Below are 15,912 nucleotides of genomic sequence, written 5' to 3'. Positions count from 1 at the left end.
GCGGCGGCTTCACGCGCCGCGGCCTCGCGCCAGCAAACCCATCAAGCCGCGCGGCAGCAACAGGGTGCCGGCAATGAACAAGCCGCCCAGAAAGAACAGCCAGTACTCCGGCAAGGCCACGGTAAACCAGCTCTTGGCCGCATTGACCAGCACCGCGCCCAGCACCGGCCCAATCAAGGTGCCGCGGCCGCCCACCGCCACCCAGACGGCGGCCTCTATCGAGTTGCCCGGCGACATCTCGCCCGGATTGATGATGCCGGCCTGCGGCACGTACAAGGCGCCGGCCAGCCCGCACAGCATGGCGGACAACACCCATATCGCCAGCTTGTAATCCTGCGGCCGATAACCGCAAAACATCAGCCGCGATTCGGCGTCGCGCACCGCCGTGAGAATGCGGCCGAACTTGCCGCGCATCAGCCAGAACGCCCCCAGCAAAGACAGCGACAGCAGTAGCGCGCTGAGGATGAACAGCCAGGCGCGGGTGGCCGGCTCGGCAATGCCGAAGCCCAGGATGCGCTTGAAACCGGTAAAGCCGTTATTGCCGCCAAAACCGGTCTCGTTGCGGAAGAACAGCAGCATCGCCGCGTAGGTCAGCGCCTGGGTGATGATGGAAAAATACACACCGCGAATGCGGGAACGGAAAGCCAGCCAGCCAAAGCCCAGCGCCAGCAGCCCGGGCGCGCCCACCGCCAGGCACAAGGCCCAGGCCAGGTGCTCGCTGCCCTGCCAGAACCACGGCAGCGCCCGCCAGTCCAGCGACACCATGAAATCCGGCAGCGCGCTCTGGTAGACGCCATCGTTGCCGATCTGCCGCATCAGATACATGCCCATGCCGTAGCCGCCCAGCGCGAAGAACAAGCCGTGGCCCAGGCTGAGCAAGCCGGCATAGCCCCAGACCAGGTCCAAAGCCAGCGCCAGCACCGCGTAGCACAGAATCTTGCCAGCCAGGGTCAGAACATAAGCCGACACCCGCCAGCCGCTGTCCGCCGGCGCGAACACATGCAGCAAGGGCAGCGCCAGCAAGCCGAGCCAGGCCAGGGCCAACGCCGCCGCGCCCCAACGCCTGCGGCTCAGGCCGGACATGAGCCTCAAAGAGTAAGGAAGATGCATGGCGGCTCCTAATCCACGGCCCGGCCCTTGAGGGCGAACAGGCCTTGCGGACGTTTTTGGATGAACAGAATGATGCCGGCCAGGATCAGAATCTTGCCCAGCACCGCGCCCAGCGCCGGTTCCAGCAGCTTGTTGGCCACGCCCAGGCCCAGCGCGCCCCACGCCGCGCCGGCCAACTGGCCCACGCCGCCCAGCACCACCACCATGAAACTGTCGACGATATAGCCCTGGCCCAAGTCCGGGCCGACATTGCCTATCTGGCTCAGCGCCACCCCGCCCAGGCCGGCGATGCCGCTGCCCAGGCCGAAGGCCAGCATGTCCACCCGCCCGGTCGCCACGCCCAGGCTGTCCGCCATGCTCCGGTTCTGGGTCACCGCGCGCACAAACAGACCCAGCCGGCTGCGGTTCAGCGCCAGCCAGACCAGGCCCAGCGTCAGCGCGGAGAACAAAATGACGGCGATGCGGTTGTAGGGCAGCGTCAGCGCCGGGCTCAAGACCCAGCCGCCGGTCAACCAGCCGGGATTGGCCACCGCCACGTTCTGCGCGCCGAACAGCGTTCGCACCAACTGCATCAGCGCCAGGCTGATGCCCCAGGTGGCCAGCAGCGTTTCCAGCGGCCGGCCGTAGAGGTGGCGGATCACCAGCCGTTCCAGCGCCATGCCCACGCCGGCGGTGAACAGGAAGGCCGCCGGCAACGCCAGCGCCAGATAGGCGTCGGCGGCGGCCGGCCAGCGGCTTTGAAACAGGCTTTGCGCCGCATAAGAGACATAGGCCCCCAGCATCAGCATCTCGCCGTGCGCCATATTGATCACGCCCAGCAAGCCATAAGTGATGGCCAAGCCCAACGCCGCCAGCAGCAGCACCGAGCCCAGGCTGAGGCCGGCGAAGGCCGCTCCCAGTAAATTGTCCACCTGCACGCTGGCGCGGATGGCCGCTTGCGCACTCGTCGCGGCGTCGCGCACCCCGGCGTCGCTTTCGCTGGCGGCGTCGGTCAAGGGCGCCAGCAAGGCCAAGGCGGCCGGATCGCCGCTGTCCGCCAGCGCCGCGGCGGCGGCTCTCCGCTGCGCCGGGTCCGGGCTGGCCAGCGACAAGCGGGCGCACGCTTGCTCCAACGCGCGCCGCAACTCGGCGTCGCCCTCCCGCGCCAGCCGGTTCCGCAGCAAGGGCAGCAAGGCCGGGTTAGCGCTGTCCGCCAGCACACGGACCGCGGCCAGCCGCCGGACAGCATCCGCAGCGGCCAGTTCGTCGACCGCGTGAAACACCGCCAAAGCGCCGCGCAGCCGGTTGTTCAGCGGCAGCGGCTCCAGACTGGCGGCGTCGCCCGCCGCCGGCTGGCCGGACACCGCATCGCCGAGCGCGCCGTCCGGCCGCAGCCACAACACGCGCCGGCCATCGGCGGACTGCAACAGCCGGCCCTCCTCCAACGCGGCCACCGCCGCGCGGCGCTCCGCGTCCGGACGCGGCGCCCAGCTTTCAATCAAGCCGGCGCGCTCGGCCGGATCGGCGCCAGCCAGGTCGGCCAAGGGGCCGGCGCCGGCCGCCGCGCACCACAGCGCCAGCGCCCAAGACAAGGCTTTACACCAGGACATCGCGGACTCCTTCTCGGCTCACTTGCTCTTCACCGGGGCATCCGGCCGTTTGTCGTTGCCTGGGAGGTACGGACTCCACGGCTGTGCGCGCACCACGCTCCGGCTTTTCCACACCACCGAGAACTGTCCGTTGGGCTGAATCTCGCCAATCATCACCGGCTTGCGCAAATGGTGGTTGCGGGCGTCCATCTCCAGCGGATAGCCCGACGGCGCGTCCAGGCGCATCCCGGCCAGGGCCTTGCTCACCGCGGCCACGTCGGTGCTGCCGGCCTTGCGCGCCGCTTGCGCCCATAGCCGGATGCCGACGTAGGTCGCCTCCATCGGATCGTTGGTCACCAGCTTGTCCGCCCCGGCAATGCCCTTCTTGCGCGCCCAGGCGCGGTAGTCCGCCGTCCATTTGGCATTGACCGGGTTCTTAACGCTCATGAAGTAATTCCAGGCCGCCAGATGGCCGGCCAAGGGCTTGGCGTCCATGCCCTTGAGCTCCTCCTCGCCCACCGAGAACGCCATCACCGGCACCTCGGCCGCTTTCAGGCCCTGATTGCCCAGCTCTTTGTAGAACGGCACATTGGAGTCGCCATTGATGGTGGACACCACCGCGGTCTTGCCGCCGGCGGCGAACTTCTTGATATTGGCGACGATGGTCTGGTAGTCGTTATGGCCAAACGGGGTGTAGGCCTCTTGGATGTCCGCGTCCTTGACCCCCTTGGTTTTGAGGAAGGCGCGCAGAATCTTGTTGGTGGTGCGCGGGTAGACATAATCGGTGCCCAGCAGGAAGAAGCGCCGCGCGCCGCCGCCCTCCTTGCTCATCAGGTACTCCACCGCCGGGATCGCCTGCTGATTGGGCGCCGCGCCGGTGTAGAACACATTGGGCGACATCTCCTCGCCCTCGTACTGCACCGGGTAGAACAGCAAACCGTTCAACTCCTCGAACACCGGCAACACCGATTTGCGCGACACCGAAGTCCAACAGCCGAAGGTCACCGCCACTTTGTCTCGGCTCAGCAATTGGCGCGCCTTCTCCGCAAACAGCGGCCAGTTGGATGCCGGGTCCACCACCACCGGCTCCAGCTTTTTGCCCAGCACCCCGCCATCGGCGTTGATCTGGTCGATGGCGAACAGCGCCATATTCTTGAGCGAGGTTTCGGAAATGGCCATGGTGCCGGACAGGGAGTGCAGCACCCCTACCTTGATGGTGCCGGCGGCCAGGGCCGGCGCGGCGCCGAGGCCGCCCAGCGCCAGGCTCAGCGCAAGGGTAGGCAAGACATGAGGGCGAATGAACATGGGAAGCTCCTGGGGCGATCCTGAAACGCCGGGAGGCCGTCTGGCCGGCCCGGCTGGAAATTGTTGCACTGCAGGATCAGACTAAGCCCCGGCCCGCCCGGCCGAAATACGTTACATGACGTATGCCCCCTCACCCGCCGCCGGCGCTGCGCAAAGCCAGCGCCGCGGCCGAGGTGCGGGTTTCCACCCCCAGGCGGGCGAACACATGCTCCAGATGCTTGTTGACGGTGCGCGGACTCATGCCGAGGATGTCGCCGATGTCGCGATTGGTCTTGCCCAGGCTCAGCCAATGCAGCACCTCGGCCTGACGTGGAGTCAGCCCCAGCGCCCGCATCAGGCGCTGCGGCGCCGCGGCTTCGCCCCCCTCGCTCAAGGCCAGCAAGCACTCGTCCCCGGCCAAGCGCTTCGCCAGCAGGCCCGAGCCGTCGCCCCCCTCCAACGCCAGGCTCGCGCCCGCCTCGGCCTGGCCCAGCCAAAGCCGCCAGCGCTCCGCCAGCGCCGCCTCGGACCAGCCGTGAGCGCGCAGCAGGCCGCGCGCGCGCTCGGTCAACCACAGCGGCCGGCCGCTGGCCGGGTCCGCCGCCAGCAAGGCCTGGCCCGACGCCTCCAGCGCCTGCCGCGCCCGGCACAGCTGACGCGCGCTGCCGATATGGGCGGCCAGCCGCGCCAACACCTCCGCCGGCCGCAGCGGCTTGACCACGTAATCCGCGCCGCCGGCGGCAAACGCCGCCAGCACGTGCTCGCTGTCGCTGAGCCCGGTCATGAACACGATGGGAATCGCCTGCGTTTCCGCCTCCGCTTTCAAACGCCGCGCCGTCTCGAAACCGTCCATGCCCGGCATCACCGCGTCCAGCAGAATGATGTCCGGCCGGCATTCGGCGGCGCGTCGCAAGGCCGCCGCGCCGTCCGTGGCCAGCAAGACCCGATAGCCGGCAGAATCCAGCGCGTCGTGCAGCAAGGCCAGGTTTTCCGGCTGATCATCGACAATCAGCGCCGTCGCCCGCTCCGCCCAGGGCGCGCTCATACCGGCGCTCCCGGCAGCCATTGCAGCAGCTCGTCCAGCCGGCAGCCGTCCAGCAGGCTTCGCGCCCGTGCGAGGAATGGCGCGTAAGCAGGGTCAGCGCCCAGCGCGCCCACCTCCAGCCGCTGCAAGGCGGCGCGCGCGCCGCGCAGATACCCGCGCCGCAACGCCTGCCGCAGCTCGTCCAGCGCCTCCTCCGGCGGCCAGCGCAGCGCCGGCTCCGCGCCGTTCAGCCACTCCAGCTCCAAGCGCTGGCCTATCCAGTCCAGCAGGCGCTCTACCCGGATGGGCTTGACGAAGAAATCCTCGGCGCGGATGCCCGCGTCGTTGTCCTGCCCCTGCTCGAAGGCGTTGGCGGAAATCACCGCCAACGCCGGCGCATCGCCATGCCGCCGGCGGATACGCCTCAAGGTCTCCCAGCCGTCCAGACCCGGCATCGCCAGATCCATGCACACCAGGTCCGGCAGCGTCGCCGCCTGCTCCAGCCAGTCCAGGCAAGCCTGGCCGCTGGCGGCCTGCTCCACCTCGAAACCCAAAGGCAGCAAGGCGCTGGCCAGCATCTCCCGATCCTGCGCATGGTTATCCACCAGCAGCACCCGCCGCCGCCGGCCCTGATAGCCGACGCGCGCCGACAAGGGCGGCGCCGGCGCGGCGCCCAATCGCGGCAGGAACAAGCGCAGCGTAAACACGCAGCCCTCGCCCGGCCGGCTGTCCAGCCTCAGCTCGCCTCCCATCAGCGAGGTCAACATCCCCGCAATGGTCAGGCCCAGCCCGCTGCCGCCCTGGCCGGCGGCCCCGCCGCCGCGCTCAAACGGCTCGAACACGCGCTCGGCCTCCTCCGGCGCGATGCCGGGGCCGGTGTCGGCAATCTCGAAATACGCCACCTCGCCCTGATAACGCAAGCCCAGGCTAACCTCGCCATGCGCGGTGAACTTGACCGCGTTGCCCAGCAAATTGATCAGGACCTGTCGCAGCCGGCGTTCGTCGGCGCGCACCATGGCCGGCCATTCCCCTTGCGGCAGGAAGCGGAAGCCCAGCCCCTTCTCCCGCGCCTGCAACTGGAACATCGCCGTCAATTGGCGGATGAACTCAGCGAAATCCAGCGGCCGCGGCTCCAGATTGAGCCGGCCGCTCTCGATCCGCGCCAGATCCAGCGTGCCCTCGATCACCGACAGCAGGTGATCGCCGCTGCGGCGGATCACCGCCAACGCCGGCCGCTTCGACGGCGGAATCTCAGGGTCCCCGTCCAGGATCTGCGCATAGCCCAACATGCTGTTCAGCGGCGTGCGCAGCTCATGGCTGAGCGTGCTCACATAACGGCTCTTGGCCTGGTTGGCCTGTTCCGCGGCCCGGCGCGCCTTTTGCAATAGCGCGTCGGTGCGGCGGTGGGACGCGATCTCCCGCAACAAGCGCTGGGTCTGCCGCTTGGACTCCTGCCTCGCCACCTGCCGGCTCTGGCGCAGCAAAACCAGCCACCACGCCAGCACGCTGCCGCCCAACAGCAGGCCCGCGCCCAATTGCGGCAGCCGCGCCGCCAGCGCGTCCAAGCCCGGTCGGCTCCGCGCCAGGCAAAACAAGCCGCCCAACAACAGGCCCAAGCCCGCCAGCAACAGCGTCATCAGCAGCAGATAATCGGCCAGGCCTCGTTGCAGATACGGCCGGCAAGCGCTCGGCAACAGCCGGCTCAGCCATGCGCGCCATTGCTCGTCCAGCCGCGCCTTGGGCTTGCAGCGGTCGTCACAACGCGCGTCCAGCGTGCAGCACAAGGAACAGATCCAACCGCGATACGCCGGGCAGCTCACCATGTCCGGCGGCTCGTACTGGCGGCGGCACAATACGCAGCGCTGCGGCGGGGCCGGCGGCAACGCCGGCCGGCGCGCCAGGTAATAACGGCCGTCGCTGAGCCAGGCCAGCGCCGGCGTGGCCAGCAAGGCGGTCAGCAAAGACAGGAAGGGCGCCAGCGGCTGCATCTGCTCGCCCAACGCCCCCAGATGCGCCGACACCGAAACCGCCGAGGCCAAGACCAGCGAACCCAGCCCCACCGGATTGACGTCGTAGAGATAGCCCCGGCGGAACTCTATGCCCGGCGGGCTCAGCCCCAGCGGCTTGTTGATGGCCAAATCCGCCGCCACGGTGACCATCCAGGCGATCGCCAGATTGGCGAACAGCGCCAGCACATGCGCCAGCGCCTGGAAAACCTCCAGCTCCATCAGCAACAGCGCGATCAAGAGATTAAAAACCACCCACACCACCCGTCCCGGATGGCTGTGGGTCAGCCGCGCAAAGAAATTGGACCAGGCCAGCGAACCGGCGTAGGCATTCGTGACATTGATCTTCAGCTGCGACAGCAGCACAAACAGCACCGTCGCCGCCAGCGCCAGCCGGCCGTCGCCCCATCCCTGGACATAGCCGAACCAATACAGGCGAGCCGGATCCGGCGCCGGCCCATCCGTCTGGCCGTGATCCAAGGCCAGCCAGGCCAGCAGCGCGCCGCCCAGCATCTTCAGCATGCCCGGCAAGACCCATCCCGGCCCGCCGGCCAGGCAGGCCAACCACCAGCGGCGGCGCTGGCCGGCGGCGGGCGGCGGCATGAAGCGCAGATAGTCCGCCTGCTCCCCCATCTGGGCGATCAAGGCGATGCCGATGCCGAAGGCCGCACCAAAACGGCGCAGATCGAAACCGCCCGCCCCGCCTTCCGCCCCGGCATAGTGCCAGAAGCCGCTCAGCGCCTCCGGCTGGCGCGCCAGCACAAAGCCGTAAGGCAACAGCAGCAAGCCCAGCCACAGCGGCTGGGTCCAGGCTTGCAGCCGGCTGATGGCGGTGACCCCGTGAGCCACCAGCGGCAGCACCGCCACTGTGCACAGCAGATAGCCCCAGGCCGGCGGCAGGCCAAACCCCAACTCCAGCGCATACGCCATGATGGCGGCTTCCAGCGCGAAGAAAATAAAGGTGAAGGCGGCGTACAACAAGGAAGTGACGGTGGAGCCCAGATAGCCGAAACCGGCGCCGCGGGTCAGCAAATCCATGTCCACGCCATAGCGGGCGGCGTAGACGCTGATCGGCAGGCCAACCAGCAAAATCACCAACCCCACCGCCAGAATGGCCCAGGCCGCGTTGACGAAGCCTCCCGCCGTCAGCATCGCCGCGCCCACCGCCTCCAACACCAGAAAGGCGGCGGCGCCGCCCAGCGCGGTGTGCGCCACTCGCCACGGCGACCAGCGCCGGAAGCTGTGCGGGGTATAACGCAGCGCAAAATCCTCCAGCGACTCGCACGCTACCCAGCTGTTGTAATCGCGACGGACTTTCACCGCGTAAAGCGGCGCGGGATCGGAGGCGGACATGGCGGCGGCCTTGAGCGTATGCTAACAACAGCTTCAATGCAAAAAGCTTGCCAATGGCCGCCGCGGGCCGTAAAGCTCGGCGGCGCGGCATCGCGTGCGGCCACGCCCGTTTTATACGATACGAATCATAAATGTACTGATTGCGTAAAGAATTTCGCTGCACCGCCCGTAAACAAGCTATTCACACAACATTAAGCAAGCGCTAATATTCATTGGCAACCACCACCCAGGCCGGCCCCGCCGACCCGCCACATTAAGGACTTCCCGATGGATACCCTGTTGTTTCTACTGCTAGCCGCCTCCCTGCTGGCCCTGATTCTGCGCAAGCGCCAATGGGCCTACGCCTGCTGGGGCCTGGCCTTCGCGCTCACGCTGTACTGGTTCAAGTTCCACGCCACCAGCACATTGCCCATTTCCCTGTGAGGAACCCGACATGACGCAAAACCTCACCGGCAAACTAAACCAGCTGGGCCTGCTGCTGATCAACCTGATGCTGCTCGTCGCCTTCTACTTCCAGTTCGCCCAGCATGAACTGCCCTGCCCGCTCTGCCTGCTGCAACGCGTGGCCTTGTGCGCGATAGCGGTGGCCCTGGCCGCCAACGTGTTGCTGGGCGACAAGCCCGGCCATTACGGCATGATGCTGCTGGCCGCCGCCGCCGGCTTCGCCGTGGCCGGCCGCCAAGTGCTGTTGCACATTTCCCCCGGCGACGCCGGCTTCGGCCCGCCCGTCCTGGGCCTGCACTTCTACACCTGGGCCGCCATCGCCTTCTTCGCCGTCTTCATCGGCAGCGGGCTGCTGCTGATGCTGTGCCAGCGAGAACACAGCTTCGACCGCCAGCCCCCGGCGCAACTGAGCCGGCTGGCCAGAGCCGGCGTGGCCCTGACCATGTTGCTGCTCTTGGGCAACGCCCTGTCCGTGTTCCTCGAATGCGGCCTGGCGGCCTGCGGAGAAAGCCCGATCAACTATCTGCTGCTTAACTAAGCCCGCCCCGCGCCGCCGCTAGATCGACCAATCCTCGTCCGGCGCGGCGGCGCGCGCCGCCGGCGCTTCCGGCCGCAGCACCAGCCACAGCGCCAGCGCGATCAAACCGCCGCCCAAGGCCTGGGACAGCGTCGCCGTCTCGCCCAGCGCCAGCCAACTCCAGAAAATGCCGAAGGGCGGAATCAAGAACGTCACCGTCAACGCCTTCAGCGGGCCGACGTCGGCTATCAAGCGGAAGTACAAGATATAGGCCAGCGAAGTACACAGCAGGCCCAAGGCCAGCATGGCCAGCCACACTTCCGCTCCCGCCGCCGGCCACCTCAAGGGCTGCGCGCTTGCCTGCCACGCCATGAACGGCAACAGCAACACCACCGCGCCCAGCTGGCTGCCCAAAGCCACCACGCGGCTATCCAGGCCGCCCCGGTCCGCTATCCAGCGCCGGGTCAGAAACCCCGCCAGCCCATAGCAGGCGGTGGCCGTCAGACAAGCCGCCACGCCCCACAGCGCTTCCGGCCCCGCGGCCGGCCCCGTCCGTGTCAACACCGCCACGCCCGCCAGACCAATCAACACGCCGGCCAGCTTGTTGGCGGTAATACGTTCTCCAAACGCCGCCGCGCCGATCAACACCCCCATCAGCGGCGTGCTGGCGTTCAAGATCGCGCTATAACCGGCCGGCAACACCCGGGCCGCCAGCGCGAACAGCAGAAAAGGCAGGCCGGAATTGATCACCCCCAGCATCATGGTGGCGGCCAGCTTGCCCTTGAAGGACAAACGCACCCGCAGCAAGGCGATCAACCCCAACAGGCCCGCCGCCCCCAGCGCCACCCGGCCAAACGCCGTGGGCAACGCGCCCAGCGTAGGCGCGGCGATGCGCATGAACAAAAAACTGCCGCCCCACAAAGCCGCCAACAGCAGCAAACGACTCAAGCTCGCCATCCCCATGATGCCTCTCCCTTCGCCTTGTATTTAACTTTGCTAAACCAGATACTGAAATCATCAACCGCAAAGATGCGGCGAACAAACAATTTTTCCTGCTTGATGATTTAGAAAATCTAAACGAATATGCCCAAACCACCGCTGGACTCCCTCCGCTTCTTTGAAGCCGCCGCAAGACGGCTCAGCGTCAAGCAGGCCGCCGAAGAACTGCACGTCACGCCCGGCGCCGTCTCCCAGCAACTGCGCAAACTTGAAAGCTTCCTCGGCCAGCCCCTGTTTGAACGCCGCGCGCGCGGCCTGGCGCTCAACGCCGCCGGCCGCGACTACCTGGACGCCTGCCGCCAAGCGCTGGACCTGATAGACCACGCCACCGCGCGGCTGACCGGCGCTCGCCGGGTGATCCTGCTCAGTTGCACCCCATCGTTTGGCGCGCAATGGCTGCTGCCCCGGCTACAGGGCTTCATGCGCGAGCACCCGCATATCGACGTCCACGTCAGCACCGGCAACCGTGTGGTCGACCTCGCTTCGGAAAACATCCACTTCGCCGTGCGCCACGGCCTGGGCGACTACCCCGGCCTCAACGCTTGCAAGCTGCTGGACGACGAACTGACGCCGGTATGCGCGCCCACGCTGCCGGCGCGGCTGGACGCCCTCAGCGGGGAACAGCTGCTGCACGACGAACACCGCGGCGATTGGCGGCTATGGAGCCGCGCCGCCGGCCTGGAACTGGACTGCGACCAAGGCGTGGTCTGCGTGGACTCCAACGCCGCCATCGAAGCCGCGCTGGCCGGCCGCGGCTACGCGCTGGCGCGGCGCTCCTTGCTGCAAGCCGAACTGGCCGCCGGCCGGCTGCGCGAACTCCCCGCGCCGCCGCTGCGAAGCGACCTCGCTTATTACCTGATACACCGCCCGGACCTCCTGCGCGACCCGGAAATGGGCGTCTTCAAACAATGGCTGCTGGAACAAGCCGCGGCCGCCCAAAACAAAAGCCCGCCGGGCGGCGGGCTTGTTGCGCAACAGCGTCTTGGCTGAGGGTTTACAGACGCACGTTCTCGATGCGAGTCACATGCGGCGGCTTGCCGCCCAGCGGCTGATAGATGTACACCGCCACCAGATGCGGCTGCGCGCCGGGATACACCACCTCCGCGCTAGCCAGGAAAATATAGTTTTCCCCGGCCACCACCTGCGTGGACACCGCCAACGGCACGTATTTCACGCCCAGCAAACCTTCCGTGGCCTGATGGAAAACCTTGCGGTCCTTTTCATCCACCGGCCGGAAACCGGACCAACCACCCAGCAATTGTTCAGACATGTCATGCTCCCGTAATGAGTTATCCAACACTGGAAACAACACGGAGCCAGCTTTGCCCGCCCCGCCCAATGCCGGTATAGCTGGGGCGTCCGCGCCTGGGCAAGGATTTAGTTATTACTACGTAATTCATATTTAAAACTAAATTCCCATTTATCATTTCAATATCGCCAAACAGACTTTGAGCTGGCCATTGGCGTCGCCGGCCAAGCCTCGCGCCCATGAAAAAAGCCCCAAAAAGGGGCTGAAACGGGAATCTCGCCAGCCTCTGACTACGCACATCGCGAGCCAATACTCAGAGGCTGTTCAAAGTCTCGCAGGCAAGAGCGAGACTTTAAAAATTCAAGGCCCAATCCGGCTGCAAATCCTTGATCAACTGCGACGGCAGGCGTTCGCCCTCCACCAGCAAGGAGCATTCCAGCGAGAAATGCTTAGGATCAGACTTGGAAGCGATCAGCAACAAACGCGGCACATCCGCGTACTGCTGCGAAGGCTTGATGGTTTTCCACGCGCCCTTGTCCCATTGGCGGAACAACGTACAAACGCCACCCTTTTCCTTGGAGCAGGTGAATTTCAGATCCGGCCGCTGAGCCACGAACTGCTTGAGCGTCATATCCCGCTGACCCAGCAAGCGAAAGCCCCAGTTATAGGCTTCCGACACACCGTTGACGTCTGTCGGGCTATTGGTGAAGTGGTAGTGCTCTTCCACGTAATTACGCAAGGCCCATTGCGGGGTCAGCGCTACCGGCTCCTCGATTGCGGAGTAACGCAGCAGCGAGGTCAAACCTTCGGACGCGCCGCTGACGTCTTCCTCCATCTCCCGAGCTTGATCGCGAATAGGCTGCATCCGCAATGCGGCACGGCCGTTTTCCACCGTCACCGGCAGGCCGGGAATAGCCTTGCCCGGTTGGGCGATGTAGCGAAAGAAACTGCCGTCGCAATTGAATATCTGGCGCAGCGCCTCATCGTCGGCATGGGCTTGCAGGCTGAGCAACATCAAGAAGGGCAAGAGTTTTTTCATTGGATTTGAACTGAGCTTTTTAGAAAGCCGACGATGCTAACATAGAAATTACATTTTCATTTTTGACTATATTTACAAGAACATACGCATTTATCATCATTTGCCGCTCAATTTTCGAGCCCGCACCGCTGGCGCCCCACCTTGCGCCGTCATGCCCGACCACGCCCAAGCAACCGTATTCACGACAGGATCAAAATAGATTTGCAATTTGACAACCAGTTGTCAATAATGGCAACCAGTTGTCAAAAGGAGGCCGCATGCCATCAAAACCAAGCCATCGCCCACAGCGCATCACCGATCTGATGCTGCTGATCTTCCGCCTAAACGGCACCCTGCTGGACAGAGGCGACCAACTGGTAGCCCACCTGGGTATCAATAGCGCGCGCTGGCAAGTGCTGGGCGCGGCGGGCCTGGCGGGCGAAGCGCAAACCGCGCCACAAATCGCCGCCCGCATGGGCATCAGCCGCCAAGGCGCGCAAAAGCAACTGCACAAGCTGGTGGAGGAAGGCTATTTCGACGTGCTGCCCAACCCTCAACACGCCCGCTCCCCGCTGTACCGGCTGAGCGCCAAGGGAGAACGCACCGTGGCCGGCACCCAGCGCAGCCAGGCGCAATGGACGGAGCAACTGGCGCGGCGCCTGCCCGACGCGGATTTCGACGCTGCCTGCCACACCCTGCAACAACTGCTGAGCACGCTGGACACGCTCAGCCCCCCAATTGGAGAAGAGTCATGAATCGCACGCTCAAACTGATTCACTTCATCGCGCTGGCCTTGTTTCTGGGCAGCATCCTGGCCTGGGTCGTGCTGTCCGAAACCGGCCCGGCCACGCCGGCCCTGCTGGCGCAAACGCGGCAGCAAATCCATATCGGCACCTGGGTGCTGACCGTGCCCGGCCTGTGGCTGATGCTGATCAGCGGCCTGCTGATGGGCTACCGGCGCTACGGCCCGCGCAACCGCTTTTTCCAGCTCAAGCTGGGCCTGACGCTGCTGATTCTGCTCAACGCCTCTTTCGTGGTGGTGCCGGTGGTGGATATGGCCAATCAACTGGCCCAAGCCGCGCTGCTCAATGGCGCGCTGGGCGCGGACTTCCACGCCGCGACTTTGCGCGAAGCCATAGGCGGCGGGCTCAACATCCTGCTGATCGTGATCACCGCAGCGGTTGGCGTCTGGCGGCCCGGCGTTCGCGCTCGCGCGGCGGGAAGCATCCCGTCAGTTGGCTGAGGGAGGCTTAGGCATGAAGCCGTATGAGCGGCTCCGCTCACACCTGTTCTTTTTCAATAAAATGCCCCGCCAGCGTCAGCAGGCGGGGCATTTTACAATCAGCTCAAGCGCGGTTTGACCCAGGCCAGGCCGCGCTTAAATCCGCTCAACGCCTACGCTTGCCTTCCAGGCACGCCATCAGATCCCGGCTGCGCTGCAACTGGTGCATCGCCTCCACGTGGCGATACAAGTTCAACTGCCGCCCGGCCACGCACAGCAAGGTCTCCAGATAGTTGAAAAAGCCGCGGCGCAAGCCGTTGCGGTGGCTGCGGTCGCTGTGGTCCATATCCCTGGCAATGCGCAGCAGCAAGCCGCGGCCGGCGTCCAGCTCATTGCTTTTCAGCCACTGCGCCAAGTGCGCGGCATACTGGCGGCCCAGCATGCAGGCCTCGGCGTAATCCTCGGGTTCGGCCGGTTGCCAGTAATGCGGATGATTGCGGCCCGGAATAAAGCGGACAAAAGGAAGGCGGGTTGCCTTGGTTTCCACGGAAACACAGCGGTACTGCGAGCGCCGCAGCGCCGGCTGTTGCGGGGAAACGCTGTCCTGCTGGACGGCGGGATCCTTGGAATGGGATGGAGTGGATTCGATGTGGGGCATCGGACGGACTGGCTTCGCCATTGCAACCTCCTTAAATGAAGGGCCTGGCCGCTAGACGCGGCAAGGCGGGCACATGACAAGGCTGGTCTCACCGCTCCCTCGGACCGGCGCGCCCGTAGGCGCCCCTGCCACGGCCCGCCCAGATTCAGGCAAAGCAATAGCAACCGGACACGAAAAAGCCGCGAAATCGCGGCGTGTCCGCCGGGGGAGACATACAGGAGACCAGTCCCGGCGCTGTTTGTATGGCAGCGCGGGGCCATTGTTGGCTAGATGGTGGGGGGGAGTCAAGCCAGAGCGGCTCCGGTTCATAGCAAACGAGATCGACTCGCCTGTTAGCTGCGAAGCTGGCCACGTATCCGACGCGCCCCAACTCCCTTCAAGCCTGCCGATGGGTGGCAGGCCCGAGGTTTTAAGCGGCTGCTTGTTCGAGCAGCGCGACGTTAGCGCGCTGCGAGTTCAGCCGCGCCTCGGACCTGACGGGAACCGGCGGGAAGCCGTAGGCCAGGCTTGCAGGGCGGCCTTTGGGGTAAAGGGGAATTTGGCCGCGCAAATTCCCCTTTCCGTTTACCGGGCGGAACCGGCCCTAAATCATCATCCGCGCAGCGGACTCGACCCCAAACCTTACCTTCGACAAGGAAAACAATAAGGCCTACCAGATTTTCTCACTCTACCATTGTAAATAGTATGTCTATGCTTTTTTACCGCTGCTTCATGATGTTTTTTAATGTACATTTTTTCAATATTAGTCCCTACCTGCCAAGAATATGCAGCAGGAAAGACCCAGGCAACAACAACCATAGGAACAAGATATATATGCAACTTTAAAGCCAACCACAACGTAAACCCCAGCAGAAGCTCAAGCAAAAGAACCGCATACGCATTTCCATGCTCCCGTAGATGCCGATAAGAAGTCATGATATCGCTAAAAGTGTAAAACCTTAAAAATGTCAATTTATCATAAAAATCAAACACATCAACGATATCATCCTCACTTTTTGGCTGCACCCCCATTTGCACCACAATCAGAACAAAGACAACAACACCCAAAATTGACATTAGTTTAAACTGATGCCCAGTCAATTCCACATCAAAGTAACCGCAAAAATAAAGGACCCCACTAGTCAAAGCTAGCCAACTGAATAACACCAAAAACCCAATCTTATCAAAGCATCGACCAATTAATTTTTTTCTTTCTTGATAGCGAGAAACATGCAGCACCAACATTGGAGCACTTGCGATATAACAAAAGGTCAATCCCATAAAAGCCACAATCACATAATTCACAACTGTTTCTTTGGAAAAAACAAATGATCTTATTTGTGATGTTTCGGCCAGATTCAAAACCAAAAACCAACAAATCAGAGACCAAACCAAAGTTCCAAGGCTATATCTAATAATATAGCCCTCCCACCAATTTGATTTAGCCGACTCCATACTTAGCTTATCTTGACTCTGCATAT

General features: G+C 64.3%; 15 protein-coding genes. 5 read left to right on the top strand and 10 right to left on the bottom strand.

Translation table 11 applies throughout. The annotated features are described in order from the left end of the window. Positions 1 to 9: 9 nt before the first annotated feature. The 5 genes from urtC to DXT74_RS13575 form a co-directional block, all read right to left on the bottom strand. Positions 10 to 1,110 (bottom strand): urea ABC transporter permease subunit UrtC, encoded by a 1,101-nt coding sequence (gene urtC, locus DXT74_RS13595; protein ID WP_194426217.1) that lies wholly within the window; start codon positions 1,108 to 1,110, stop codon positions 10 to 12. An 8-nt stretch (positions 1,111 to 1,118) separates the two neighbouring features. Continuing rightward, on the bottom strand, positions 1,119 to 2,699 hold the full coding sequence (gene urtB, locus DXT74_RS13590; RefSeq protein ID WP_194426216.1) for an urea ABC transporter permease subunit UrtB: 1,581 nt from the start codon (positions 2,697 to 2,699) through the stop codon (positions 1,119 to 1,121). An 18-nt stretch (positions 2,700 to 2,717) separates the two neighbouring features. Then, entirely contained in the window at positions 2,718 to 3,983 is a 1,266-nt protein-coding gene (gene urtA / locus DXT74_RS13585) for an urea ABC transporter substrate-binding protein (RefSeq protein ID WP_194426215.1), read from the bottom strand. 130 nt (positions 3,984 to 4,113) lie between these two features. Next, positions 4,114 to 5,007, bottom strand: coding sequence for a response regulator transcription factor (locus DXT74_RS13580; RefSeq protein ID WP_194426214.1), 894 nt, complete (start codon positions 5,005 to 5,007; stop codon positions 4,114 to 4,116). Next, positions 5,004 to 8,345 carry an ATP-binding protein gene (locus tag DXT74_RS13575; protein ID WP_194426213.1) on the bottom strand — a complete coding sequence of 1,114 codons (3,342 nt, stop codon included), beginning with the start codon at positions 8,343 to 8,345 and terminating at the stop codon, positions 5,004 to 5,006. The genes DXT74_RS13580 and DXT74_RS13575 overlap by 4 nt, the downstream gene beginning before the upstream one ends. 267 nt (positions 8,346 to 8,612) lie before the next feature. Between DXT74_RS13575 and DXT74_RS13570 the strand changes: the two genes are divergently transcribed. Together DXT74_RS13570 and DXT74_RS13565 are read left to right on the top strand one after the other, a co-directional pair. Next, positions 8,613 to 8,768, top strand: coding sequence for a DUF5993 family protein (locus tag DXT74_RS13570; RefSeq protein ID WP_019103097.1), 156 nt, complete (start codon positions 8,613 to 8,615; stop codon positions 8,766 to 8,768). 10 nt (positions 8,769 to 8,778) lie between these two features. Then, positions 8,779 to 9,327: a disulfide bond formation protein B gene (locus DXT74_RS13565; RefSeq protein WP_194426212.1), complete on the top strand. Its 549-nt coding sequence runs from the start codon at positions 8,779 to 8,781 to the stop codon at positions 9,325 to 9,327. Positions 9,328 to 9,345: 18 nt separating this feature from the next. Here DXT74_RS13565 and DXT74_RS13560 read toward each other — a convergent pair whose 3' ends face one another. Further along, positions 9,346 to 10,269, bottom strand: a complete 924-nt coding sequence (locus tag DXT74_RS13560) for a DMT family transporter (RefSeq protein ID WP_194426211.1) — start codon at positions 10,267 to 10,269, stop codon at positions 9,346 to 9,348. A gap of 120 nt (positions 10,270 to 10,389) precedes the next feature. Between DXT74_RS13560 and DXT74_RS13555 the strand changes: the two genes are divergently transcribed. Beyond that, complete coding sequence (locus DXT74_RS13555; RefSeq protein ID WP_114153560.1) at positions 10,390 to 11,295, top strand: LysR substrate-binding domain-containing protein; 906 nt, start codon at positions 10,390 to 10,392, stop codon at positions 11,293 to 11,295. Between the two features lie 4 nt (positions 11,296 to 11,299). Here the strand turns inward: DXT74_RS13555 and DXT74_RS13550 are convergent, their stop codons facing one another. Together DXT74_RS13550 and DXT74_RS13545 are read right to left on the bottom strand one after the other, a co-directional pair. After that, a complete protein-coding gene (locus DXT74_RS13550) occupies positions 11,300 to 11,575 on the bottom strand; it encodes a hypothetical protein (protein WP_043641678.1) in 276 nt (91 codons plus the stop codon). Between the two features lie 331 nt (positions 11,576 to 11,906). Then, positions 11,907 to 12,593 carry a hypothetical protein gene (locus DXT74_RS13545; RefSeq protein ID WP_081554656.1) on the bottom strand — a complete coding sequence of 229 codons (687 nt, stop codon included), beginning with the start codon at positions 12,591 to 12,593 and terminating at the stop codon, positions 11,907 to 11,909. A 257-nt stretch (positions 12,594 to 12,850) separates the two neighbouring features. On the opposite strand from DXT74_RS13545, the gene DXT74_RS13540 reads away from it, so the two are divergent. Together DXT74_RS13540 and DXT74_RS13535 are read left to right on the top strand one after the other, a co-directional pair. After that, positions 12,851 to 13,327: a MarR family winged helix-turn-helix transcriptional regulator gene (locus tag DXT74_RS13540; RefSeq protein ID WP_114153567.1), complete on the top strand. Its 477-nt coding sequence runs from the start codon at positions 12,851 to 12,853 to the stop codon at positions 13,325 to 13,327. Continuing rightward, entirely contained in the window at positions 13,324 to 13,815 is a 492-nt protein-coding gene (locus DXT74_RS13535; protein ID WP_194426210.1) for a DUF2269 family protein, read from the top strand. Before DXT74_RS13540 ends, DXT74_RS13535 begins: the two co-directional genes overlap by 4 nt. A gap of 145 nt (positions 13,816 to 13,960) precedes the next feature. Here the strand turns inward: DXT74_RS13535 and DXT74_RS13530 are convergent, their stop codons facing one another. Both DXT74_RS13530 and DXT74_RS13525 read right to left on the bottom strand, forming a co-directional pair. Beyond that, the gene (locus DXT74_RS13530) at positions 13,961 to 14,473 is read right to left on the bottom strand and encodes a hypothetical protein (protein ID WP_194426209.1); all 513 of its coding nucleotides are present in this window, start codon (positions 14,471 to 14,473) and stop codon (positions 13,961 to 13,963) included. A gap of 600 nt (positions 14,474 to 15,073) precedes the next feature. Further along, entirely contained in the window at positions 15,074 to 15,910 is an 837-nt protein-coding gene (locus DXT74_RS13525) for a hypothetical protein (RefSeq protein WP_194426208.1), read from the bottom strand. Positions 15,911 to 15,912: the final 2 nt, after the last annotated feature.

The organism is Chromobacterium sp. Rain0013, assembly GCF_015291765.1.
GTDB lineage: Bacteria > Pseudomonadota > Gammaproteobacteria > Burkholderiales > Chromobacteriaceae > Chromobacterium > Chromobacterium haemolyticum.
Note: the sequence above shows the minus strand (reverse complement) of the source record. Positions and strands in the feature narration are given on the sequence as shown.

Bases quoted from the DNA above. Each gene is read 5' to 3' on its own strand.
- urtC (WP_194426217.1), bottom strand. From the start codon at position 1,110: ATGCATCTTCCTTACTCTTTGAGGCTCATGTCCGGCCTGAGCCGCAGG.
- urtB (WP_194426216.1), bottom strand. From the start codon at position 2,699: ATGTCCTGGTGTAAAGCCTTGTCTTGGGCGCTGGCGCTGTGGTGCGCG.
- urtA (WP_194426215.1), bottom strand. From the start codon at position 3,983: ATGTTCATTCGCCCTCATGTCTTGCCTACCCTTGCGCTGAGCCTGGCG.
- DXT74_RS13580 (WP_194426214.1), bottom strand. From the start codon at position 5,007: ATGAGCGCGCCCTGGGCGGAGCGGGCGACGGCGCTGATTGTCGATGAT.
- DXT74_RS13575 (WP_194426213.1), bottom strand. From the start codon at position 8,345: ATGTCCGCCTCCGATCCCGCGCCGCTTTACGCGGTGAAAGTCCGTCGC.
- DXT74_RS13570 (WP_019103097.1), top strand. From the start codon at position 8,613: ATGGATACCCTGTTGTTTCTACTGCTAGCCGCCTCCCTGCTGGCCCTG.
- DXT74_RS13565 (WP_194426212.1), top strand. From the start codon at position 8,779: ATGACGCAAAACCTCACCGGCAAACTAAACCAGCTGGGCCTGCTGCTG.
- DXT74_RS13560 (WP_194426211.1), bottom strand. From the start codon at position 10,269: ATGGGGATGGCGAGCTTGAGTCGTTTGCTGCTGTTGGCGGCTTTGTGG.
- DXT74_RS13555 (WP_114153560.1), top strand. From the start codon at position 10,390: ATGCCCAAACCACCGCTGGACTCCCTCCGCTTCTTTGAAGCCGCCGCA.
- DXT74_RS13550 (WP_043641678.1), bottom strand. From the start codon at position 11,575: ATGTCTGAACAATTGCTGGGTGGTTGGTCCGGTTTCCGGCCGGTGGAT.
- DXT74_RS13545 (WP_081554656.1), bottom strand. From the start codon at position 12,593: ATGAAAAAACTCTTGCCCTTCTTGATGTTGCTCAGCCTGCAAGCCCAT.
- DXT74_RS13540 (WP_114153567.1), top strand. From the start codon at position 12,851: ATGCCATCAAAACCAAGCCATCGCCCACAGCGCATCACCGATCTGATG.
- DXT74_RS13535 (WP_194426210.1), top strand. From the start codon at position 13,324: ATGAATCGCACGCTCAAACTGATTCACTTCATCGCGCTGGCCTTGTTT.
- DXT74_RS13530 (WP_194426209.1), bottom strand. From the start codon at position 14,473: ATGGCGAAGCCAGTCCGTCCGATGCCCCACATCGAATCCACTCCATCC.
- DXT74_RS13525 (WP_194426208.1), bottom strand. From the start codon at position 15,910: ATGCAGAGTCAAGATAAGCTAAGTATGGAGTCGGCTAAATCAAATTGG.